19 protein-coding genes and 1 pseudogene are annotated in these 21,566 nt (G+C 60.0%); all 20 read left to right on the forward strand.

All coding sequences use genetic code 11. From position 1 onward, the window contains the following. Positions 1–118 precede the first annotated feature (118 nt). The gene (locus DXC67_RS04475) at positions 119–553 is read left to right on the forward strand and encodes a division/cell wall cluster transcriptional repressor MraZ (protein WP_035137949.1); all 435 of its coding nucleotides are present in this window, start codon (positions 119–121) and stop codon (positions 551–553) included. A 20-nt stretch (positions 554–573) separates the two neighbouring features. Beyond that, complete coding sequence (rsmH, locus tag DXC67_RS04480; RefSeq protein WP_006234266.1) at positions 574–1,539, forward strand: 16S rRNA (cytosine(1402)-N(4))-methyltransferase RsmH; 966 nt, start codon at positions 574–576, stop codon at positions 1,537–1,539. 90 nt (positions 1,540–1,629) lie between these two features. Continuing rightward, positions 1,630–2,100: a hypothetical protein gene (locus DXC67_RS04485; protein ID WP_117584230.1), complete on the forward strand. Its 471-nt coding sequence runs from the start codon at positions 1,630–1,632 to the stop codon at positions 2,098–2,100. 182 nt (positions 2,101–2,282) lie between these two features. Then, positions 2,283–3,983, forward strand: a complete 1,701-nt coding sequence (locus DXC67_RS04490) for a peptidoglycan D,D-transpeptidase FtsI family protein (RefSeq protein ID WP_369831359.1) — start codon at positions 2,283–2,285, stop codon at positions 3,981–3,983. A 127-nt stretch (positions 3,984–4,110) separates the two neighbouring features. Next, entirely contained in the window at positions 4,111–5,535 is a 1,425-nt protein-coding gene (murF, locus tag DXC67_RS04495; protein WP_117637515.1) for a UDP-N-acetylmuramoyl-tripeptide--D-alanyl-D-alanine ligase, read from the forward strand. 3 nt (positions 5,536–5,538) lie between these two features. Beyond that, positions 5,539–6,558 (forward strand): phospho-N-acetylmuramoyl-pentapeptide-transferase, encoded by a 1,020-nt coding sequence (mraY, locus tag DXC67_RS04500; protein ID WP_117637516.1) that lies wholly within the window; start codon positions 5,539–5,541, stop codon positions 6,556–6,558. Positions 6,559–6,567: 9 nt separating this feature from the next. Continuing rightward, positions 6,568–7,974 carry a UDP-N-acetylmuramoyl-L-alanine--D-glutamate ligase gene (murD, locus tag DXC67_RS04505; RefSeq protein ID WP_117637517.1) on the forward strand — a complete coding sequence of 469 codons (1,407 nt, stop codon included), beginning with the start codon at positions 6,568–6,570 and terminating at the stop codon, positions 7,972–7,974. A 36-nt stretch (positions 7,975–8,010) separates the two neighbouring features. Beyond that, positions 8,011–9,504: a putative lipid II flippase FtsW gene (gene ftsW / locus DXC67_RS04510; protein ID WP_117637518.1), complete on the forward strand. Its 1,494-nt coding sequence runs from the start codon at positions 8,011–8,013 to the stop codon at positions 9,502–9,504. Continuing rightward, entirely contained in the window at positions 9,494–10,609 is a 1,116-nt protein-coding gene (gene murG, locus DXC67_RS04515) for an undecaprenyldiphospho-muramoylpentapeptide beta-N-acetylglucosaminyltransferase (RefSeq protein WP_117637519.1), read from the forward strand. The genes ftsW and murG overlap by 11 nt, the downstream gene beginning before the upstream one ends. 97 nt (positions 10,610–10,706) lie before the next feature. Further along, positions 10,707–12,125 carry a UDP-N-acetylmuramate--L-alanine ligase gene (gene murC / locus DXC67_RS04520; RefSeq protein WP_117637520.1) on the forward strand — a complete coding sequence of 473 codons (1,419 nt, stop codon included), beginning with the start codon at positions 10,707–10,709 and terminating at the stop codon, positions 12,123–12,125. Between the two features lie 5 nt (positions 12,126–12,130). Further along, positions 12,131–13,042 (forward strand): UDP-N-acetylmuramate dehydrogenase, encoded by a 912-nt coding sequence (murB, locus tag DXC67_RS04525; RefSeq protein WP_006234257.1) that lies wholly within the window; start codon positions 12,131–12,133, stop codon positions 13,040–13,042. A 424-nt stretch (positions 13,043–13,466) separates the two neighbouring features. Continuing rightward, positions 13,467–14,255 (forward strand): cell division protein FtsQ/DivIB, encoded by a 789-nt coding sequence (locus tag DXC67_RS04530; RefSeq protein WP_233503159.1) that lies wholly within the window; start codon positions 13,467–13,469, stop codon positions 14,253–14,255. A 199-nt stretch (positions 14,256–14,454) separates the two neighbouring features. Further along, positions 14,455–15,609 (forward strand): cell division protein FtsZ, encoded by a 1,155-nt coding sequence (gene ftsZ, locus DXC67_RS04535; RefSeq protein ID WP_055251674.1) that lies wholly within the window; start codon positions 14,455–14,457, stop codon positions 15,607–15,609. A gap of 211 nt (positions 15,610–15,820) precedes the next feature. After that, complete coding sequence (locus DXC67_RS04540) at positions 15,821–16,621, forward strand: polyphenol oxidase family protein (RefSeq protein WP_089571585.1); 801 nt, start codon at positions 15,821–15,823, stop codon at positions 16,619–16,621. Continuing rightward, entirely contained in the window at positions 16,618–17,454 is an 837-nt protein-coding gene (locus DXC67_RS04545) for a phosphate ABC transporter substrate-binding protein (RefSeq protein ID WP_117637522.1), read from the forward strand. Before DXC67_RS04540 ends, DXC67_RS04545 begins: the two co-directional genes overlap by 4 nt. A 1-nt stretch (position 17,455) precedes the next feature. Continuing rightward, positions 17,456–18,382, forward strand: coding sequence for a phosphate ABC transporter permease subunit PstC (pstC, locus tag DXC67_RS04550; protein ID WP_117637523.1), 927 nt, complete (start codon positions 17,456–17,458; stop codon positions 18,380–18,382). Positions 18,383–18,385: 3 nt separating this feature from the next. After that, positions 18,386–19,291, forward strand: coding sequence for a phosphate ABC transporter permease PstA (pstA, locus tag DXC67_RS04555; RefSeq protein ID WP_117637524.1), 906 nt, complete (start codon positions 18,386–18,388; stop codon positions 19,289–19,291). A 12-nt stretch (positions 19,292–19,303) separates the two neighbouring features. Next, positions 19,304–20,107: a phosphate ABC transporter ATP-binding protein PstB gene (gene pstB, locus DXC67_RS04560; RefSeq protein WP_035137966.1), complete on the forward strand. Its 804-nt coding sequence runs from the start codon at positions 19,304–19,306 to the stop codon at positions 20,105–20,107. Between the two features lie 92 nt (positions 20,108–20,199). Then, positions 20,200–21,057: a PhoU domain-containing protein gene (locus tag DXC67_RS04565; protein ID WP_117637525.1), complete on the forward strand. Its 858-nt coding sequence runs from the start codon at positions 20,200–20,202 to the stop codon at positions 21,055–21,057. A gap of 120 nt (positions 21,058–21,177) precedes the next feature. After that, positions 21,178–21,566, forward strand: a pseudogene (locus DXC67_RS10580) (YggS family pyridoxal phosphate-dependent enzyme); the annotation flags it as partial.

The following is a 21,566-nucleotide window of genomic DNA, read 5'->3' on the forward strand; positions in this document are numbered from 1 at the left end:
GGGAAGGGGTGGGGAAAGGTGTTGAAAAATGGGGCGGTTCCCCATATTATTGATGACGTCGACAGGCGGGGTGGTTCCCCGCGTACGTGCCATCTGAGTAACCGAGGGGAGGGCGCACATGGGAATGACTGGTGCATACGAGCGCAATCTCGATGCAAAAGGTCGTCTGTCCCTGCCTGCACCCCTTCGCGAGGAGCTTGGAGAGCACGTTCGCGTGTTCAAAGCCCTGGATGTCGATGCTCTGTACGTGTTCTCTGCCGAGGCCTTCGATAAGTGGGTCGAAGGACTCTTCGCGGGTCGTGAGGGCCACGAGGGTTTTAACCCGCGTGACATTAACGACCAGAAGCTCATGAGGGCGATCAACAAGCGCACCACGTCGATGGACGTGGACAGCGCCGGTCGTATCGGTCTTTCCGAGTCTCTCCGCAAGCAGGCGAACCTCGACCGCGAGGTCACGGTTGTGGGCAACTACGACCACCTTGAGGTTTGGGACCGCGCTACGGCCGATGAGGACGATGACGATGAGGCCCTGCTGGACCTCTTCTTCTCGTAAGGGCAAGGCACGGGTAACGGATGGAGCGTGGGATCTTGACACAAGAATATCGGCATGAACCTGTCATGCTCGGCGAAGTACTTGAATCGCTGCGGCTAAAGAGCGGCTCCGTTGTCTGCGATTGCACCCTTGGCGGTGCCGGCCATTCGGTAAAGATGGCCGCGCAGGTGGGGGAGACGGGCCTTTTGCTCGGCGTCGATCAGGACGACATGGCCCTCGAGGCCGCTGGCGCCCGTCTGGACCGCGAGGTTCCCGGCGTTCCGCACCAGCTGCTGAAGGGCAACTTCGGCGACTTGGACGAGCTGCTTTGCTCGGCCGAGGTGCCCGGGGTCGATGGCTTCCTGTTCGATTTGGGCGTTTCGTCACCGCAACTCGATATCCCTGGCAGGGGCTTTTCGTATAACGAGGACGCCCCATTGGACATGCGGATGGATCCGGGTAATAACACCTTAAACGCAGCTGAGGTCATCAACACCTATAACGAACACGACCTCGCCCGGATTCTACGCGTCTACGGCGAAGAGAAGTTCGCCTCGCAGATCGCGCGCGAGATCGTGCGCCGCCGCGAGCAAGAACCGATCGAAACCACCGGGCAATTTGTCGAGATCATCAAGGCGGGTATCCCGGCTGCCGCTCGTCGGCATGGCGGACACCCGGCCAAGAAAAGTTTCCAGGCCATTCGCATCGAGGTCAATCACGAGCTCGATGTGCTCGAACGAGGGCTTGATGCCGCCACCAGGTGGCTCAACCCGGGCGGACGTATCTGCGTCATCTCGTATCACTCGCTTGAGGATCGTATCGTAAAGAATCACTTTAAGGAGATGAGCCAGGGGTGCACGTGTCCGCCGGAGATTCCGGTGTGCGTGTGCGGCAACGTGCCGATACTCAAGGTCATCACCCGCAAACCCCTGGTTGCCCAGCCTGATGAGGTTGAGCGCAACCCTCGGGCGAGATCAGCCAAAATCCGCGTGGCGCAGCGTCTGTAGGCGCGACCGCGCGATATTGGACCTCCCGCTCGCACCATAAACGAAGCTTAAACACACTACCAACGTACTCGGGATGGGAGGCGGCATATCATGGGCTACAACACTTCAAACGCAGCACTCGCCTATGATATGAACGCCATGCCCGCCTATCGTGAGACGCCGCAGGCCCCCGTTGCTCCCCGTGAGCAGCGCACGCCGCGCTTTGATGTCTACACGGGCGCGGGCCGTCAGGCAAACCAGGCGGTAAGCCCGGTTTTCATGAGCGTTCTTAAAACGTTTTGCATCATTGCGGCTATCTTCATGACGATCGGCGTCGCCCGCGTGGCGCTCGCCGGCGTTACGGCCCAGGTGCTCAACAGCAACGCCGAGCTTACCAACACGCTCGAAAAGGCGACCGATGAGAGCTCCGACCTGGAGGTCATGCATTCGGTCTATGGCGCCGACACGCGCATTCGCGACCTTGCGGGCGCTTATGGCATGGTGGAGCCCAGCGAGAGCGTTACACTTGACTTTTCGCAGGATGCAGCCGCGGGCGCCAACGCGACCGCGACCGCTCAGTAGCAAGACGGTAGCTGAGTATGACAAATGACTATCGCCGCGGTTCCGATGGGGGCCGCGGTTCTGGACGTCCCTCGTCGCGGGGACGTTCTGGTTATCAAGGAACGGGTCGGCAATCTTACAACGCCGGGCGGTCCCGTGGCAACGACCCGGCGTCGCGACTTCGCGGCTCGGGTGGCCCTCAAGTGCATAACACCAGGTCGCGCAAGAGTTCGTCGACCGAATGGCTCACGGGCACGCCGCTGCCTCGCCGCAAAGCCGTCATGGGATTCATCGGGCTTGGCTTGGGCTTGGGCGTCTTTCGCCTTGCCGACTATCAAATTGTCGAAGCCGATAAACTGCGCGAGCGTGCCGATGCGCGTCGCCTGCTTGCGCAGACCCTCTATGCCAAACGTGGCACCATCTACGACCGCAACGGTAACGTGCTGGCGTCGTCGGTCGAATGTCGCAACATCGCCGTGAACCCGCAGCTTGTCGAGGACGTTGACAAGACGGTGTCGGCGCTGGTCAAGGCAACTGGAATCGATAAAAAGACCTGCCGCAAGCTCGTCGAGTCCGATGGAACCTGGGTGTATATCAAGCGCCAGGTGGACGAAGACGATGCTGTGGCGCTGGAGAAGAAGAACCTGCCCGGCGTGCTTTTTGAGCAGGCCATGAAGCGCGTATATCCATACGGCAATCTGGCATCGCAGGTGCTGGGTGTAGTGAATGTAGACAACGACGGCTTGACTGGTCTCGAAAAGCAATACAACAAGCTTCTGACCGGCACGAACGGTTCTCTCGTACGCGAGCGCGCGAGGGACGGCAGCTATATCGCGGGCGGTGCCTATAAAAAGGTGGCTGCGGTCGACGGCGTTGATATCGTGACGACGCTCGACGTCAATATCCAGCGTGCGGCCGAGGATGCCCTGGCAGAGGCAGTTGAGAAGACTAAGGCCAAGAACGGCTCGGCGCTGGTCACCGATCCTACGACAGGAGAGATCTTGGCAGCCTGCTCGTATCCGACCTACGACCAGACCGATTTGGAAAACGCCAAGACCGAGGATATGAACCTGCGCCTGGTTACCGACGCCTACGAGCCCGGCTCGGTCTTTAAGACACTCGTGGCGGGCGCCGGCTTCGACTTGGGCGTCGTGCGATCGAGTACGTCGTTTGAGGTGCCGGCGAGCATCAAGGTGGGCGACGATACCGTCACCGATCCCGACAAGCGCAACTATGCCATGACCATGGATGTGCGCGAGATGATGCGCCGTTCGTCCAACGTGGGCTTTGTCCTGGTGGGGCGCAAGATCGGTGCCGACGACTTTGCCGCCTATGTGGACAAGTGGGGCATCGGTCACAGCTCTGGTGTAGATTTTCCGGGCGAGAGCCTGGGCATCGTCAAGGAGCGTGACCAGTATGACGGCGCCACGCTGGGCTCGATGAGCTTTGGACAGGCGCTGTCTGTCTCGCCGATTGAGATCGCACGTGCCGTGGGCGGCATCGCCAACGGCGGCGTGATGATGACCCCGCACTTCTATAAGTCCAGCAAAGGCGACGAGAAGGACTGGGGCGAAGGCGAGCGTGCGATTTCTGAGGATGCAGCATCCCAGGTGACATCGTGCATGCAGACGGTCGTGTCGGAGGGAACGGGCGTTGGCGGCGCGGTTGACGGCTATGACGTGGCGGGCAAGACCGGCACGGCCGAACGTGCCGACGAGAACGGCGGCTACCTCAAGGAGAACTACATGTCGTCCTTTATGGGCTTTGCGCCGGCACAATCACCCAAGGTGCTGTGCTATATCACGCTCGACGGAACGCCGAGCGGCTCAGATGCCGCTGCGGTGCCGTTCCAGTCCATTATGGCCAACGCGCTCGACGTGCTGGGCATCCCGCGCACGAAGTAGGGGGTTACAATCTTTGGGGCGTGGTTTGTTGTCCCATATGAGGGGTGTTCACATGCCCTGCACCACGCATGCGCGGCGCTGGGATACAATACGCCGATAGCATTATTAGGTTTACAGGGGAGCTGCAATGATAGAGATCGCCGTCAACAACCTCGCGGCCGCAACAGGGGCCCGAACCGTGACGGGAGAAGTCGATCGGGTATGCCGCGGGTGCGTTATCGACTCGCGCCAGGTCGAGGAAGGGACGATTTTCGTCGCCTTTCCCGGTGAAAACGTCGACGGCAATGATTTTGCTTCCCGTGCCGTCCAGTCGGGTGCCGGCGCCGTCGTGATGACGCGTGAGCCCGATGCCGAGTTGGTCTCGCTGGCGCAGGACAAGGGATGCGCCATCCTGCTGACCGATGATCCCGAGGAGTTTCTGCTTCGTTTGGCGCACGCGTACCGCCTGGAGCTTGGCTGCCTGGTCGTTGGCATTACCGGTTCCATCGGCAAGACGACGACCAAGGACGTGCTCGCCGCTGTACTCGCCAAGCGCTATCGTGTCTGGGCCACCAAGGGCAATTTCAATAACCTGATCGGCATGCCGCTCACGGTGCTTTCCGCCCCGGCCGGTACCGAGGTCCTGGTGCTCGAGATGGGCATGAACCATTTCCACGAGATCGAGCGCCTGTCCCAGTCCGCCAATCCCAACCTTGCCATCGTGAGTAAGATCGGCACCTCTCACATCGGCATTTTGGGCAGCCGCGAGAACATCGCCCGCGCTAAGGCCGAGATTGTCCAGGGTATGTGCGCCGCCGGCGACTTCTTGCCGCTGCTGGTTTTGGGCGGTGAGGACGACTTTACGCCGTTCATTCGCGATACGTTCGCCCGGCCTGCTGGTATCGATGTGATGCTGGCCGGCGTCTCGGACGATGATGAGGTCCGCGCCCGCGAAGTTCGTGTTGATGACGAGGGCCGTCCGGTCTTTACGCTCGATTTTGGTCAGGGCGAGACAATCGATACCATGCTTGCTATCCCCGGCGTGCAGTCCGTTCCAAATGCCGTTAAGGCCGCCGCGGTTGCCTATCGCCTGGGCGTGACGCCCGAGCAGATCGATGCTGCCTTTAGGGGCCTCACAATCACCGGTCACCGCCAGGAGATCAAGCGCGCCAAGAGCGGTGCACGCATCATCGATGACTCCTATAACGCCAGCGCCGAATCGATGGCAGCCGGTCTCGATCTGCTGTGCTCGCTTTCGTGCGCGGGGTCTCGCATGGCGATCCTGGGCGAGATGGGCGAGATGGGCGATGAGGCTCCTCGCATGCATGAGCTCGTGGGCGCCTATGCCGCCGCCAAGAAGCTCGACATGCTGGCGTGCGTGGGTGGTGAGCTGGCCCAGCTTATGGCCGATGCCGCGCGCATGATGGGCATGGACGAGGACCGCATCCAGGTGTTCTCCGATTATCAGCAGGTGCTCGACCGCATGGGCGGCGCGCTTGAAAAACATGATGTTGTACTGGTCAAGGGTTCCCGCTTTGTTGAGCTCGACCGCTTTGTGGAAGGTGTGTGCTAGCCCATGTTCGGCAATCCCTCGTATCCAACGTATCAGGCTTTTTTGGGGCTTGGCATCGCCGCCGCCATTGCGCTGCTGCTCATGCCGTGGTGGATCAAGCTGCTCAAGGTCGAGGGTATCGGCCAGCAGGTTCGTGCCGACGGCCCCAAGCGTCATTTGGTTAAGCAGGGAACGCCCACCATGGGTGGCGTTGTCATCCTCATCGCGATCTCGCTGACCTGCCTGCTGATGGGCAAGCTCACCACCGAGCTCGTGCTCGTGCTGCTCGCCACGCTGGCGACCGGCGTGCTGGGTCTGATCGACGACCTGACCTCCGTTACGCATGGGCGCTCGCTCGGTCTGACGCCCCATGCCAAGATGATCGGCCTAACCATTATCTGTGTCACCTTTACGGTGCTTGCCGTCAACTGGTGCGGCGTCGCCCCCGAGATTCGTTTTCCCGGTGGGTTGACGATCGACCTTGGCGTGCTTTCGACCACCATCTGCGGCTATTCGTTCCCGTGGCTCTACATTGTCTTTTGCTGGCTGATGATCGCCGGTCTTTCTAATGCCGTGAACCTGACCGATGGCCTTGACGGTCTTGCTGGTGGCACCTCCATGATCGCCATGCTCGCCATGGCTGCCATGGCGTTTTTGCACGGAGACGTGAACCTGTCCATCTTCTGCACCGCGTGTGCCGGTGCCTGCTTGGGCTTTCTGTGGTTCAACTGCTATCCGGCGAGCATCTTTATGGGCGATACCGGCTCGCTTGCCCTGGGCGCCGCGTTTGCCTGCACGTCCATCATGACCAACACCGAGGTCGTCTCCCTTATCATCGGCGGCCTGTTTATCGTTGAGACCCTTTCGGTCATGATTCAGGTTGTCTACTTCCACTTTACGCACAAGCGCGTCTTCCTTATGGCGCCCATCCATCATCATTTCGAAAAGAAGGGTTGGGCCGAGACCAAGGTCGTCATCCGTTTTTGGATTATCGCTGCGGCCTTTGGTGCCGTTGGCCTTGCTTTGTTCTTCCAGTTGGGATAGTGGTCTTTCATGCCTCTTGCTGATGTCTTTAGCCTGCTCGTTTTGGGTCAGGGCAAATCCGGTCTCGATGTCGCCCGCTGGGCGCTGGCACATCCCGAGCGCGTAAGTGCCGTTACCGTGTATGGCGGCGGCACCTCTGAGCCCAATGACGCCACGCGTGCGCTCGAGGCTGCTGGTGCGTCGTTTGTCTATGGGACCGAACAGGTCGAGGGCGCCTATGACGTATGCGTGACGTGCCCGGGCATCTCGGAGTTCTCGGGCTTCTTTAAGGCCGGGCGCGAACATGCCGCTCAGATTATGGGTGAGCCAGAGTTTGCCTATCGCCTGTCGCCCGATAACTGGATTGCCATCACGGGCACCAACGGTAAGACGACCACCACGTCGCTGACTGATTATCTGCTCAAGGCTGCCGGCGAGGCCAGCGTAGCTGTCGGCAACATCGGCGAGCCGCCGGTCAACGAGATTGACGGCCGAGCCCACAACGAGTGGTTTGTGGCTGAGCTCTCGAGCTATCAGATTGCTACGACCACCGAGCTCCACCCTCGCGTGGCAGTGCTGCTCAACATCACTCCCGACCACTTGGGCTGGCATAAGAGCCATAAGAACTATGCGCTTGCCAAGATCAAGCTGTTTGACAATATGGTCGATGACGATCTGGTGGTTGTCGACGTCGAAGACGCTGGCATTCACGAGTTCGATGAGTACATCTATACGCCGGGTCGCCGCATCTGCAAGGTCGCTTTTGACGAGCCCGAGGGCGAGGATGCCGCCTTTGTGCGCGACGGCAAGATGGTCGTGCGCCTGAAGGGCGTCGAGACCCCGCTCATCGCTGCATCCGAGCTCAAGATCTCGGGCCATCACAATGTCATCAATGCCCTGTGCGCTGCCACGGCTGCCCTGGCAGTCGGTGCCGATGTCGATGGCGTCTGCCGCGGTCTGGCCTCGTTCCAGCCGCTCGAGCACCGCGTGGAGCCGTGTGGCGAGATTGACGGCGTGCGCTACGTCAACGATTCCAAGGCGACCAACACCGATGCGGTCGAGAAGGCGCTGACGGCATTTCCCGATGACGATGTGATCTTGCTGCTCGGCGGCCACGATAAGGGCACGCCGCTCACGGACTTCGCGCGCGTTGTTATGGATAACGTGCGCTCGGTCGTCTGCTTTGGCGATGCGCGCGAGCGCTTCACCGCCGCTATGGACGAGGCCGATGTCGATGGCGATGTGGATATCGCCCAAGCGGATGACCTACGCGATGCCGTGGACGTTGCCCGTTCGCTGTCGAGCCGTGGCGACGTGATCTTACTTTCTCCTGCCTGCTCTTCGTTCGATGAGTTCTCGGGCTATGAGGAGCGCGGCCGCGTGTTTAAGGACTATGTGGCCCAGCTTGCCGCTGCAGCGAAATCGCAAATGGAATAGGGGTTGCCGGTGAGAGAGGAGAGCCCCCGACAAGGTATGAGGAGGCCCGACTCGGACCGTGCTTCCTCGCGGCGTAGCACACCGCGTTCCGGTCGCGGCGGGCAGTCGTTTAGCGAACGCTATATTGCCGGCGTTCCCGCCCGCATCATGCGCCCCCGTTTGATATTTATGGCCTGCCTGTTTACTTTGGTGTGCTTTGGCCTGTTGATGGTGTACTCGGCGTCTTCGGTCGAGGCGCTGCACGAGAATGGCTCGGCGACGTTTTTCCTGGGTCGACAGGCCGCGTTTGCCGTGGTTGGTGTTCTGGCGCTGATTGCCATCGTGCGCGTTTTGCCGGACAGCTGGTTTGGGGAGGATGTGCTTAGGATCTTCCTTATCGGCATGATGTTCTTGCTTCTGCTGGTGTTCTTGGTGGGAAGCGGCAGCCGTGGCGCCACGCGCTGGCTCAACATCGCCGGTATTCAGTTCCAGCCTTCCGAGTTTTTAAAGCCATTTGCCATTGCGTATTCGGCCATCATGCTTGATCGCTTCTTTTCGCCCGGTGGCAACATCAACGAATTCCTTCGCAAGATGGGCATCTACCTGGGAATTTCGCTCTTTCTGATCTTTATCCAGCCCGATTTCGGTACCGTCCTGATCATCCTGTTGACCCTCATGTGCATGGCGTTGTTTGCGGGTCTCGACCCCAGATTTATCATCGGCGTGATAATCTTCGGCATTCTCGTGATCGTGATTGCGCTTGTCGCAGAGCCGTACCGTATGGTGCGTATCCAGGTTGCCTTGAACCCTTGGGCCGACGAGTATGGTGACGGCTATCAGGCCACGCTTGCCATCATGGCCTTTGCCTCGGGCGGTCTGTTCGGCCGTGGCATCGGCAACTCAACCATGAAGTACTCGTATCTGCCCGAGGCGCACAATGACTACATCCTGGCCATCATTGGCGAGGAAGTCGGTTTTGTCGGAACCGTGCTGTTCTTCTTGGTGTTTGCGATGCTGATCTACTCGGCGTTTCGCATTGCCGAGCAGGCGACCGATCGTCGGGGCGCGCTTATGGCGTCTGGCTCCGCGGTCATTCTCGCGGTGCAGTTTTTGATTAACGCGCTTGGCATCCTCAACGTGTTTCCCATGACGGGCAAACCGTTGCCGTTTATTAGCTACGGCGGTTCGTCGATTATCGTGTCGCTTATGCTTGCCGGGTTGATTCTGCGCGTTTCGTACGAGAGCGCCCGCCGCGATGAGTATGACCGCCGCCGTGAGAGCTTTGCCGTTATGGACGAGAGCACCGCCGGCGTGGCCCATGTGCGCGGTGAACGACCTTCGCGTAGCGGCTTTACCGTTCTGGATGGCTCTGCGACCGAGCCGGCAGCTCGTCCACGTCCGCGGACGGCGCCGCAAGGTCGTCCGCAGCGCCCCAGCCCTCGCAGCGCGGGCGGCGGATATAATCGAATCGATTTGAACTCGGACCCGTCGGCGCGTTTGCGCACCGACGACCAGGGACCGCGTGTACGAAGGGACTACCATGACCGATAAGATGACCGTTGCTATTGCAGCCGGCGGCACGGCAGGACACATTAACCCCGCGCTCGCTTTGGCCGAGGAGCTGCATGACCGTGGCCACCACGTTGTGTTCGTGGGCCAGTCGCGCAAGCTCGAGGGTCGTCTGGTCCCCGAGGCTGGGTTTGATTTTGTGCCCATTACGGTCACGGGCTTCGACCGCTCCCGTCCCTGGACGGCGCTGACCTCGCTGTGGCGTGTCAACAAGGCCAAGCGTGCGCTCGCCAGTCATTTCTCAAAGGTCGGCAAGCCCGATGCTGCCATCGGTTTTGGTGCCTATGTCGAGGTTCCGCTGCTGGGGTGGTGCAAGGGCGCAGGCGTTCCGTATCTGCTACATGAGCAGAACTCTGTTCCGGGCCTGGCCAACAAGATGATGAACTCCCACGCCGCTCGCGTGTGCATCTCGGTGCCGGCAGCGCGCTCGGTCTTTGAGCGCGAAGGTGACCCTGACCACGTGCTCATGACCGGCAACCCCGTACGTCGCTCGGTGATCGAGGGCGATCGCGCTCGCGGCCGCAAGGCACTTGGCGTTCCCGAGGACGCTACGCTGCTGCTCGTCTTTGGCGGTTCACTTGGCGCCCAGCACCTCAACGAGCGCGCGGTTTCGCTCAAAAACGAGCTGCTTTCGCGCAAGAACCTCTATGTGTTGCATTCGACGGGTGCCGACGGCTTTGAGGAGACCGAGCGCGCTTTGGCGCTGACGCCCGAGGAGGCGAAGCGTTACCGCGTCCAGCCTTACATCGACAACATGGGCGATATGCTGGCTGCTGCCGATTTGGTGCTCTCGCGTTCGGGTGCATCGAGCGTGGCCGAGATCGCTGCGCTCGCCGTGCCCTCGATACTCGTGCCGTATCCGCATGCGACGGCCGACCACCAAACCACCAATGCCCGTTATCTGGTCGACGCCGGGGCCGGCGTGCTCTGTGCCGATGCCGATATCGACGGTTCTGCCTTTGCCGATGAGCTGCTGCACCTGGTCGATGACGCGGCAGAGCGCGACGTCATGCGTCAGGCGGCGCGTGGTCTGGCTCAGGATAGGGCCGCCGCTCTTCTGGCCGATGCGGTAGAGGGTTTGCGTTAGTTAGACGGGATATCGTCGGTCGCCCTCGCGCTGATGCGGTAGGTGCGGTACAGTTAACGGGTTACAGGCAGTGTTTACGCAAGGAGTACACGAGCACATGGCTGATTCCCAGACTGCAACCTCCGCGCCCGAGTTTAAGAGCGCCCACTTTATCGGTATCGGCGGCGCCGGCATGAGCGGCATCGCCCTCGTTCTGCACGAGCGCGGTTATGCCGTTACCGGCTCCGACCTTAAGACGTCACGTTATATCCGCCAGCTTACCCGCGCTGGTGTGAAGGTGCACGTGGGCCATGAGGCAGCCACGATCGACGAGGTCAAGCCCGACGTGGTTGTTGTCTCCACCGCTATTCCGGAGTCCAACCCTGAGCTCGTTCGCGCTCGCGAGCTTGGTATTCCCGTGTGGCCCCGTGCCAAGATGCTCTCTGCTTTGGGCCACGGCTACACCACCGTCGCTGTTGCCGGCACGCATGGCAAGACCACCACGTCTTCGATGTGCGCCACTATGCTCGACCGCATGGGTCTGGATCCGAGTTTCTTGATCGGCGGCATCGTCGAGGGCTATGACACGAACGGCAAGAACGGCTCCGGCGGCTACTTTGTCGCCGAGGCCGACGAGTCCGACAGCTCCTTCCTGTTCCTGAACCCCAACGTGGTCATTGTGACCAACGTCGAGGCCGACCACCTCGATCACTACTCGGGTATCGAGGAGATCGAGGCAACTTTCGCCAAATTCATGAGCCTGGTGGGCGAGGACGGCACCGTCATCGTCTGCGGCGAGGACCCGCATCTGGTCGAGCTCGCCAAGTCGACGGGCCGTCACGTGCTTTCCTACGGCTTTGCCGAGAGCAACGACATCGTCTGCGTGCACCCGGATGTCAAGGGCATCCAGAGTGACTTTATCGTTCGCTTTGAGGACGGCACTGAGCACGCTGTGGAGATCAAGAGCAATCCCGGTCGCCACAACATGCTCAACGCCACGGCCGTGCTCACCGTCGCCCATGTCCTGGGCCTTGACATCGACGCCGCCGCCAAGGCGCTCTCGAGCTTTGAGGGCGTCCGCCGTCGCTTTACCCACGTGGGCGATATCGATGGCATCACCGTGGTCGATGATTACGGCCATCACCCCACCGAGATCAAGGCGACGCTTGCCGCCGCTTCGTCGCTGGGCTACAAGCACGTCGACGTCGTGTTCCAGCCGCACCGCTATTCGCGCCTGCAGGCCCTGTGCGACGACTTTGCCGATGCATTTGCCAATGCCGATAAACTGCTGCTGATTGATGTGTTCTCGGCTGGCGAGATGCCCATTCCGGGTGTCACCTCTAAGATGCTCGCCGATACCGTGCGCGCCAAGCATCCTGGCAAGGAGGTCGTGTACTGCTCCAGCCGTCTTGAGCTCAATCAGGAGCTCGAGCAGATGGTGGGCGAGGGCGACCTGCTGCTCACCATGGGTGCCGGCGACGTTACGACCGTCGGTCCCGAGTTCATTGAGTATCTGACTGCCAAGAAAGACGCTTAAGTCTAATGGGTCTGTTTAACGCCGTCATGGCGCTCTCGGGCATGATCGACACGGATGTGATCGAGGACGAGCGCCTTGCGCGTCATACGAGCTATCGTATCGGCGGCAAGGCCGACCTCTTTGTGACGTGCCATAGCTATCATGCCCTCCGCCGCGCCGTGGCGGTGCTCGATCGCGAGCAGGTGCCGTGGGTCATCATCGGCAAGGGCTCCAATCTGCTGGTTGCCGATGGCGGTTATCGCGGTGCCGTCATTTCGCTCGGACGTGAGTTTCAGCGCACGGTTGTTGCCGATGACGGTTGTACGCTGACGGTCGGTGCGGGCGTGATGTTTGCGCGCCTGGTCAACGATGCCCTGTCGCGTAGCCTCTCGGGCCTTGAGTTTGCCGTTGGCATTCCTGGTTCGGTCGGCGGTGCGATATCTATGAATGCCGGCACGCGGACCGAGTGGATTGGCTCGCTGGTTGAGGATGTCGTAACGTTTGACCCGGCATCCGGTATCAAGCATTATGCGGGGTCCGAGATCACTTGGGGCTACCGCGAATGTAGCCTTCCCCGCAATGAGATCATCCTCGAGTGCGTGCTCAAGCTTAAACCGGCGCCCAAGGCCGACATTCGCGAGCGCATGGAGCGGTACCTTACAAGGCGCAAGCGTACGCAGCCCATGGGTCGCGCATCCTGCGGGTCGGTCTTTCGCAACCCGCCCGATGCGAGTGTGGGCAAGCTTATCGAGGATTGTGGATTAAAGGGTTTTTCAATTGGCGGCGCGGAAGTCTCGCCCGTTCACGCTAATTTTATCGTTAATAACGGAACTGCCTCGGCCGATGACGTTGCCGCGGTTATCAGACATGTGCACGGAAAGGTGAGGGAGGCGTATGGCATCGAGCTCAGACCGGAAGTTAAATTCCTCGGCTTCTAGAGCATCGAAACCCACCTTCCGCCGCGCCGGAGGGCGTTCCGGCGCGCCTGCCAAACCTCAACGCAATACCGTCGCGCACTCTAAGTCTGTCGGGCATGCTCGACAGGCCAGTCGTCCGGTCGTCGGCTCGCAGCTCGGTAATCGTCCGGCCGCAAAAAAGTCCTCGCGTCCCTCGGTGACGTCAAAGCCTGTTATGGGCGCCAAGCCTGCCCGTCCCATGGCAACTCCCAAGCCCTCGACGGGAACTAAAGCGGCGCGTCCAGGCCGCACGCTGGGCGCATCGAAACCGCGCTCGCTGACATCGGTGCCGGCTACCGCCAAGAAGCCTTCGAGTAAAAAAGGCTTCAACCCGTTATCTTCACTTGGAGCGATGGCAAATAAAACATCAGACGCCGCTTCTGTCGTTACAGGCAAAGGCAAAATCGTGGGCGGCGTTTTGGCCGTCTTGGCCGTGCTCGTCGTCGTTGTCATCGTGGTGATCAACTCTGGATTGTTTACTGCCACTGATATTCAGATTCAAGGCAGCGAGCATGTGACGAAGCACGATGCTATCCAGCTGATCGACTTGCCCGAGGGAACGTCGCTTTTTAACGTCGATCCCGACCAGATTACCGAGGATCTCAAGCAAAACCCGTGGGTCTCGGGCGTAGATGTCCAGCGCCAGTTTCCCCATACGCTTATCATCACGCCGACGGAGCGTAAAGTTATCGCCATTGCATATATCAGCTCCGACGACCTTGCCTGGGCTATCGGAGACGATGACACCTGGATCGCCCCGCTGTCGACGTCGGTCGAAGTGGACGACCAGGGCAACGTCATCACGACAGGGCAGGGCTCAAATACCTTGACCGGAATCGATGCCGCGCTGGCGCTCGCCAAGCATTATGGCGCGGTGTTGTTGACTGATGTCTCGACGGATGTCGCTCCGGTTTCCGGCCAGGCGGTGAACTCCAAAGCCGTTAAGGCCGGCCTGGATTATGTGCGTGGTTTTTCGAGCGAGTTCTTGGGACAAGTCAAGGATATTTCCACGCCTTCGGTCGAAGCTATCTCGGCAAACCTCAATAACGGCATTGAGGTGTCGCTGGGCGATTCGGACGATATCGCCAAGAAGGAACGCGTAGTCACCAAGTTGCTTTCGCAGGTAGAGGGCGTAACGTATATCAATGTGCGCTCTCCGGGCAACTACACATTTAGGAATGTTCCGACCTCGTAGCGCTGGTTGATGCTTTGTTGAGGGGCCATACCACGCCGTTTATCTGGTTTGTTTGGTTTTCACGGTCAATTATTTGACTGATACGTTCATAATGTGCAAACATAATACGGTTTACCTTTGCATTTACTTTCAACCTGAAGGTTAATGTGCGCAGGGGTCGACCCATGCTATGGCTATAACCTTTGTTCGGAGGACCGACATGCACGAGACAGAGATCAACAACTACCTTGCCGTCATTAAGGTGGTCGGCGTCGGCGGCGGCGGTACCAACGCGGTCAATCGAATGATCGAAGAGGGCATCCGCGGCGTCGAGTTTGTTGCCATCAACACCGATGCTCAGGCACTCGCGATCTCTGATGCCGATATCAAGGTGCACATCGGCACCGACCTTACCCGCGGCCTGGGCGCCGGCGCCAATCCCGAGGTTGGCCGCAAGGCTGCCGATGAGTCCCGCGACGACATCGCCGAGGCGCTCGCTGGCGCCGACATGGTGTTTATCACCTGCGGCGAGGGCGGCGGCACCGGTACCGGCGCTGCTCCCATCGTTGCCGATATCGCGATGAACGAGGTCGGCGCACTGACCGTCGCCGTCGTGACCAAGCCCTTCACCTTCGAGGGCCGCAAGCGTAAGAAGAGCGCCGAGGAGGGCATCAAGACCCTCTCCGATTGCGTCGACACCATGATCGTCATCCCTAACGATAAGCTGCTCGACATCGCCGAGAAGAAGACCACCATGCTCGAGGCCTTCGCGATTGCCGATGGCGTCCTTTCCCAGGGCACCCAGGGCATCACCGACCTCATCACCGTCCCCGGTATCATCAACCTGGACTTCGCCGATGTTAAGACCATCATGAAGCAGGCCGGTACCGCCATGATGGGTATCGGTACCTCTTCTGGGGATACACGTGCCGTCGACGCTGCCCAGCAGGCCATCTCCAGCCCGCTGCTCGAGAGCTCCATCGATGGTGCCACGCGCGTGCTGCTCTCCATCGCTGGTTCCAAGGACCTGGGCATCCAGGAGATCAGCGACGCCGCCGACGTTGTCGCCAACGCCGTCGACCCCGAGGCCAACATCATCTTCGGTACCGTTGTCGACGAGTCCCTGGGCGATCAGGTGCGTATCACCGTCATCGCTACGGGCTTCTCCGATTCCAACGTCAACCGTCAGGACGAGCTCTTTGCTGCTCAGCAGTCTCAGAGCAAGGCCGCTGCCTCCGCTGAGCCGCAGCGCACCGCTCCGGCTGCCAGCCCGGCTCAGGCCGCTCCGACCCGCAACGTCGGTGGTACCGAGCTGCCCAACTTTGGCAACGACCAGTTCGAGCTTCCCGACTTCCTGAAGCGCGGTAGCTTCTAGTTCGTTTTTCTCAACGACCTGCACGGGGTGTGTCCATTTGGATGCACCCCGTTTTGTTTCTCGTTTGTAAACGAAAGCCTCCAATCTCCTTACGTTCCCTTTACGTTTGGTCCCTACCGCTGCGGGTATCCTTTTAGGGAAGTATGACAGCCGTATAAACGCTGGCTGTAGCGGCGATGCCGCGGTACTTGTGTTATTAGGAGGCTTTAGTATGGCAGCACGTGCGGACAACGTTTCGCGTGTCGACCATGATGGAGTTACGTTGGTCGAGGGCGCGACATCCGATGTTCGCTTTGCCTTTACCGAGCGCACCGGTGGCGTTTCTGAAGATGCGTACTCCTCGCTCAACCTGGGCTCGCATGTAGGCGATGACCCCTTTGCTGTTCAAGAAAATCGTCGTCGAGCGCTCGAAGCGATGGGCGCCACTGAGTGCGAGCATAATCTGCTCGTGCCCAATCAGGTACATGGTGACCATATCGTTACGGTGACTTCGAACGGCGCCGACGATCTTGAGGCTGTTCGCGAGCAGATTGCCGAGGGCTGCGATGCCATCGTCTGTACGGCCCATGACGTGCCCGTGCTGCTCTGCTTTGCCGACTGCGTTCCCGTGGTGCTGGTGGCCCCTGGCGGATTTGCCGTGGTGCACTCCGGTTGGAAGGGCACGATTGCACGTATTTCTGCCAAGGCGTGCCAGGCGCTTTGCGATGCTGCCGGCTGCGATGCGAGCGACGTTTCCGCCTATATCGGCCCCCATATCTTGGCTGACGAATATGAGGTATCCCAGGAACTCATGGATCGCTTTGCCGTCGAGTTCTCTTGCATCGATGCGAGTGCCTCTCGCATGCTCGATCTTTCCGCTGCCATTTGTGAGGCGCTGGTAGATGCCGGTGTGGACGCGGATAATATCGTGGATACCCAGCTTTCGACTGTGCGTCAGAACGACCGCTTTTATTCCTACCGTAACGAGGACGGCACCTGTGGGCGCCATGCTGCGATCGGCGTGATGCTATGAGAAAGATCGTATCGGTCCTGAGCGCCGCTGTGCTTACGCTTACGCTGTGCGCCTGTTCTTCGGGATCTTCTACCTCTTCCATTACTGTGGCCGGCTCCACGACCTGCCTTCCTATCGCCGAAATTGCGGCAGAGGGCTTTAAGGAGGAGACCGGCATCGACGTGCTCGTTTCCGGTTTGGGCTCTTCCGCTGGCATCGAAGCCGTCAGCGCTGGCACGGCCGATATCGCCAGCTCCTCCCGTGGACTCAATGCCGACGAACAGGATCTGGGCCTGACTCCCATCGTCATTGCCCACGACGGTATCGCGGTCATCGTGAACGAAGACAACCCCGTCGATAACCTCTCGACCGAGCAGCTCCGCGATATCTATGCTGGCAAGATCACCAACTGGAAAGAAGTCGGTGGCGAGGACCTGAGGATTCAGGTTATCAACCGAGATGAGGCGTCTGGCACGCGTGAAGCCTTCCGCACCATCGTGATGGACGGCACCCCGTTCGATCGCCGCTCCGCCGTTCTTTCGGGCACGGGCCAGGTGCGCGACGTGGTATCTCGTTCGCGCGGGGCTATCGGCTACATTTCGCTGGGCTTCGTCGATAGCCTCAACGCCAAGACCTCGGTCAAGGCCGTCTCGGTCAATCATGTTGAGGCGTCCGAGAAGACGGTCGCGAGTGGCGGCTATCCCATCTCGCGCGACCTTTACTTCTTTGTGAAGGGTGCGCCTTCGCAGCGGGCGCAGGATTACATCGACTACGTGACGTCCGAAAAGATGGACAAGCAGATTCGCGAGGCGGGCTTTATTCCCGTCACCAACGACGAGAAGGGGAGTGAGTAGCATGGAAGCACAGGAAAACTCCCAGACTGAGCAGAATGCTCAGGCGCCCAAGAAGCGCGAGCTGGCGCTCGTATCGCGCAGCACCTATATCAAGGAGAAGGCGCTGCAGTGGATTTTCTTTGCCTGCGCGTTCTTGGCGGTTGTTACCGTCATCCTGATTTTTGTCTTTACCACGTACTCGGCGCTGCCCGTCTTTACCGACATCGGTCTGGCGGACTTCTTTAGCTTTACGTGGGCGCCCTCTGAGGGCCACTACGGCATCGTGTCGCTGCTTGCCGGCTCGGGTCTGGTGACCGTCGGTGCGCTCGCCATGGGTGTGCCCCTAGGTGTGGGCACAGCCGTGTATCTGGTCGAGATTGCCAGCAAGCGCGTGCGCAAGCTCATCAGCCCTGCCGTCGACCTGCTGGCGGGTATTCCCTCCATCATCTACGGCTTCTTCGGCATGATCATCATCCGCCCGTTTATCGCGCAGCTGACCGGCGGTCTTGGGTTTGGTGCCCTGACGGCTTGGTTCGTGCTTGCCATCATGATCGTCCCCACGATCACGACACTCACCATCGATGCCCTTAACTCCATCCCCATGGGCATCCGCGAGGCATCCTATGCCATGGGCGCCACCAAGTGGCAGACCATCTATAAGGTCGTGCTGCCCGCAGCCAAGCTGGGTATCGTGGACGCCATCGTGCTGGGCATGGGTCGTGCTATCGGCGAGACCATGGCCGTGCTTATGGTCGTGGGTAACGCTCCGGTCATTCCGGATAGCATCTCGAGCCCTATCTCGACGCTCACGAGTCAGATTGCGCTCGACATGAGCTATTCCTCGGGCCTGCATCGCTCGGCACTGTTTGGTATGGGCGTGGTGCTGTTTATCATCTCCGCCGCACTGGTGGGTATCGTCCGTCTGCTTTCCAAGAAGAAGAGGGGGTAGGCTATGTCCGATTCCGTTGAAACGACGGTCGATACGACTTCGTCGCGCGAGCGCATTAAGCGTGCCCTTTCCCACGGCAAGAAGGGTCGCATCAACAAGGACCTGTCCAACAAGATCATGCTTGGCGTGTTCCGTGCCGCGGCATACATCACCACGCTGGTGCTGGTCGCCATCATCGCCTACGTGGTCATCAACGGCCTGCCGCATATCTCGCTCGACTTTATCTTCGGTTGGCCCCAGGGCGTCAACGCCGAGGGCGGCATTTGGCCGACGATCGTCTCGACCGTCTACGTGACGACGCTCGCCATGCTCATCTGCACGCCGGTTGCCGTCCTAGCTGCGGTCTATCTGGCCGAGTACGCCAAGCAGGGCAAGGTCGTCGACATCATTCGCTATGCTGCCGATGCCCTGGCCTCGGTGCCCTCCATTGTTATGGGCCTCTTTGGCTATGCCTTGTTTGTCGAGGCCATGGGCCTAGGTCTTTCGATGGTCTCTGCCGCGCTGGCGCTGGCACTTCTGATGCTGCCTATCGTCATGCGCACCACCGAGGAGGCAATCCGCGCCGTTCCACGCTATATCCGTTGGGGTGCATATGGCCTGGGCGCCACCAAGTGGCAGGTCGTCTCCAAGATCGTGCTTCCCTCTGCCTTCGGCCGCATCGCCACCGGCATTGTCCTTGCCATAGGCCGCGCCATCGGCGAGACCGCCGTGGTGCTCTACACCATGGGCCAGGCCATCAACCTGCCTATTTTGCCGCTCGATTCCGGTCGTCCCATGACCGTTCACCTTTATCTGCTCGCCAATGACGGCATCAACATGAACGCAGCCTACGGCACCGCGCTTTTGCTGATGGCGATTATTCTGGCCTTCAACCTGTTTGCGCGCTATCTGTCGCGCAAGCGCCGCTAGTTAAGGAGTCCCATGTCCGTCTATCAGTCCGCTCCCACGCCGGAGCAAGCGGCCATCACGGCCAAGGATTTCAACTTTTGGTACGGTGACTTTCATGCGCTGACGGGGCTCGACCTCAACATCGCCAAAAACGCCATCACCTCGTTTATCGGTCCTTCGGGCTGCGGCAAATCGACGTTTTTGCGCTGCATCAACCGCATGAATGACCTGATCGAGGGCACTCGCGTCGAGGGCACCATGACGCTCGACGGCAACGATATCTATGCCGAGGGCGTCGACCCGGTTGACCTTCGCCGCCGCGTGGGCATGATTTTTCAGCAGCCCAATCCGTTTCCCAAATCCATCTACGAGAATGTCGCTTTTGGCCCTCGTCTGCAGGGCGTGACTAGCAAAAGCGACCTCGATGACATCGTGGAAGAATCGCTCAAGCGCGCCAACCTCTGGAAAGAGGTATCCAATCAGCTCAACAAGGACGGTTTGGCGCTCTCGGGCGGTCAGCAGCAGCGTCTGTGCATCGCGCGTGTGCTTGCGGTGCAGCCCGATGTCCTACTGATGGACGAGCCCTGCTCCGCCATCGACCCCACGTCCGTCTCTAAGGTCGAGGATCTGATGGCCGAGCTGGCGCCCGAGATGACGATCATCATCGTCACGCATTCTATGCAGCAGGCCGCTCGTATTAGTGACTACACCGCATTCTTCTTGCAGGAAGTTGCCGGCGAGCCCGCCACGCTTATCGAGTATGGTCAAACCGACGCGATCTTCACCAGCCCGGTGGATTCGCGGACGGAAGACTATATCACCGGCCGCTTTGGCTGATCGGTGCGACTAGTCCCAAGCCGATCGGACCTGGTCCGGTGCGTATTCACTGTGCGGGCGGCATGACCGCACCCAACTGATTGGAGTGAACCATGCGCAAACTGTTTTCCCGTCAGCTCATCGAGGCCCGTCATGAGATGCTGAGCATCTACGAGGCCGTCGATCTGGCGCTTCACGACGCCGTGAAGGCCTATGTGACCGATGACCGCAAGCTCGCCACCAAGACCAAGAAGCGCACGCTTTCGATTGACGCGCGCTGCGCCAACTTGGAGGCCGTGTGCTACAACCTGATAGCCACGCAGTCGCCGGTCGCCTCCGACTTCCGCTTGCTGCAGACGATTATCTACGTCGACTTTAACCTGCAGCGCATGACCGATAAGGTTCGCCAGATCTGCCGCGCCACGCGCCACATGGTCAAGGCCGACATCTCGCTGCCCCAGGAGCTCGTCGGTACGGTTGAGGCCGAGGCCGAAGCTGTTTACCAGGTGCTGGGTTCGTCGCTTTCCGCGCTCGTCACCAACGACATGTCCATCATCTGCAATCTGGCCGTCGAGGACGAGCCGGTGCATGCGGCGTACGAGAAGTTCTTCCGTACCTTCAACCGCATGGACACGGGCGATTTTATGGACGACGACAGTAACTATGACGATCTACGCCGTGCCATCATGGTTTCGCGCTACCTCGATCGTATCGCTTCGATTTCCATCGATGCAGCCTGTCGTCTGACCTTCCTTTTGACCGGCCAGCGCATGACTGCCGGCGATATCGCCCGCACGGACGAGGACGAGCTCGAGAGCATGCGCGTGCCTTCGGGCGAGGGCGTTATCATGAGGCCCGCCGTCGATGCGCGCTTTGTTGCCAAGGTGCCTGCTCACGAGGTGAGCGAGGGTCTTCGCTACCTGCTCGAGCACCTCGAGGACGAGGACGACACCGAGGACGACGAGGAGTAGGGTAGCTCCGTTCGTCGAAAGATTGTAAATACCTAAGTGAGCGCGGCCTTGCACCTGCAGGGCCGCGCTCTTGCGTTAGCATGGGACTACTTGTATGGCTGTTAGCGGAGGCGATTAGCAATGGATAATTATTTGGACTTGATGCGCGCTCGCCGCGAGCAGATTCTCGAACGCTTTTATGCCGCACTTGATCGCGCGGGCCGTTCTCACGATGCCGCACGTCTGATTGCCGTCTCCAAGACCGTTGGCGTCGATGAGACCGTTGCCGCTATCCAGGCAGGGTATCGCCATTTTGCCGAGAACCGCCCGCAGGAGCTCGTTCGCAAGCTTGCGGGCTTGGCTGAACATCCAGAGCTGCCTGCGGTGCGTTTTGACATGATTGGCAACCTGCAGACCAACAAGATCAATGCGGTTCTGGGCTCGGCCGAGCTGATTCATTCGGTAAGCTCGCTGCATTTGGCGCAGGCTATCTCGACCCGTGCGGTCCGCAAGATTGAGGCGGGGGGGGG

The organism is Collinsella sp. TF07-1 (assembly GCF_003437235.1).
Taxonomy (GTDB): domain Bacteria; phylum Actinomycetota; class Coriobacteriia; order Coriobacteriales; family Coriobacteriaceae; genus Collinsella.

Coding starts and splice junctions, on each gene's coding strand:
- DXC67_RS04475 (WP_035137949.1), top strand. CDS start 119: ATGGGAATGACTGGTGCATACGAGCGCAATCTCGATGCAAAAGGTCGT.
- rsmH (WP_006234266.1), top strand. CDS start 574: ATGGAGCGTGGGATCTTGACACAAGAATATCGGCATGAACCTGTCATG.
- DXC67_RS04485 (WP_117584230.1), top strand. CDS start 1,630: ATGGGCTACAACACTTCAAACGCAGCACTCGCCTATGATATGAACGCC.
- murF (WP_117637515.1), top strand. CDS start 4,111: ATGATAGAGATCGCCGTCAACAACCTCGCGGCCGCAACAGGGGCCCGA.
- mraY (WP_117637516.1), top strand. CDS start 5,539: ATGTTCGGCAATCCCTCGTATCCAACGTATCAGGCTTTTTTGGGGCTT.
- murD (WP_117637517.1), top strand. CDS start 6,568: ATGCCTCTTGCTGATGTCTTTAGCCTGCTCGTTTTGGGTCAGGGCAAA.
- ftsW (WP_117637518.1), top strand. CDS start 8,011: ATGAGGAGGCCCGACTCGGACCGTGCTTCCTCGCGGCGTAGCACACCG.
- murG (WP_117637519.1), top strand. CDS start 9,494: ATGACCGATAAGATGACCGTTGCTATTGCAGCCGGCGGCACGGCAGGA.
- murC (WP_117637520.1), top strand. CDS start 10,707: ATGGCTGATTCCCAGACTGCAACCTCCGCGCCCGAGTTTAAGAGCGCC.
- murB (WP_006234257.1), top strand. CDS start 12,131: ATGGGTCTGTTTAACGCCGTCATGGCGCTCTCGGGCATGATCGACACG.
- ftsZ (WP_055251674.1), top strand. CDS start 14,455: ATGCACGAGACAGAGATCAACAACTACCTTGCCGTCATTAAGGTGGTC.
- DXC67_RS04540 (WP_089571585.1), top strand. CDS start 15,821: ATGGCAGCACGTGCGGACAACGTTTCGCGTGTCGACCATGATGGAGTT.
- DXC67_RS04545 (WP_117637522.1), top strand. CDS start 16,618: ATGAGAAAGATCGTATCGGTCCTGAGCGCCGCTGTGCTTACGCTTACG.
- pstC (WP_117637523.1), top strand. CDS start 17,456: ATGGAAGCACAGGAAAACTCCCAGACTGAGCAGAATGCTCAGGCGCCC.
- pstA (WP_117637524.1), top strand. CDS start 18,386: ATGTCCGATTCCGTTGAAACGACGGTCGATACGACTTCGTCGCGCGAG.
- pstB (WP_035137966.1), top strand. CDS start 19,304: ATGTCCGTCTATCAGTCCGCTCCCACGCCGGAGCAAGCGGCCATCACG.
- DXC67_RS04565 (WP_117637525.1), top strand. CDS start 20,200: ATGCGCAAACTGTTTTCCCGTCAGCTCATCGAGGCCCGTCATGAGATG.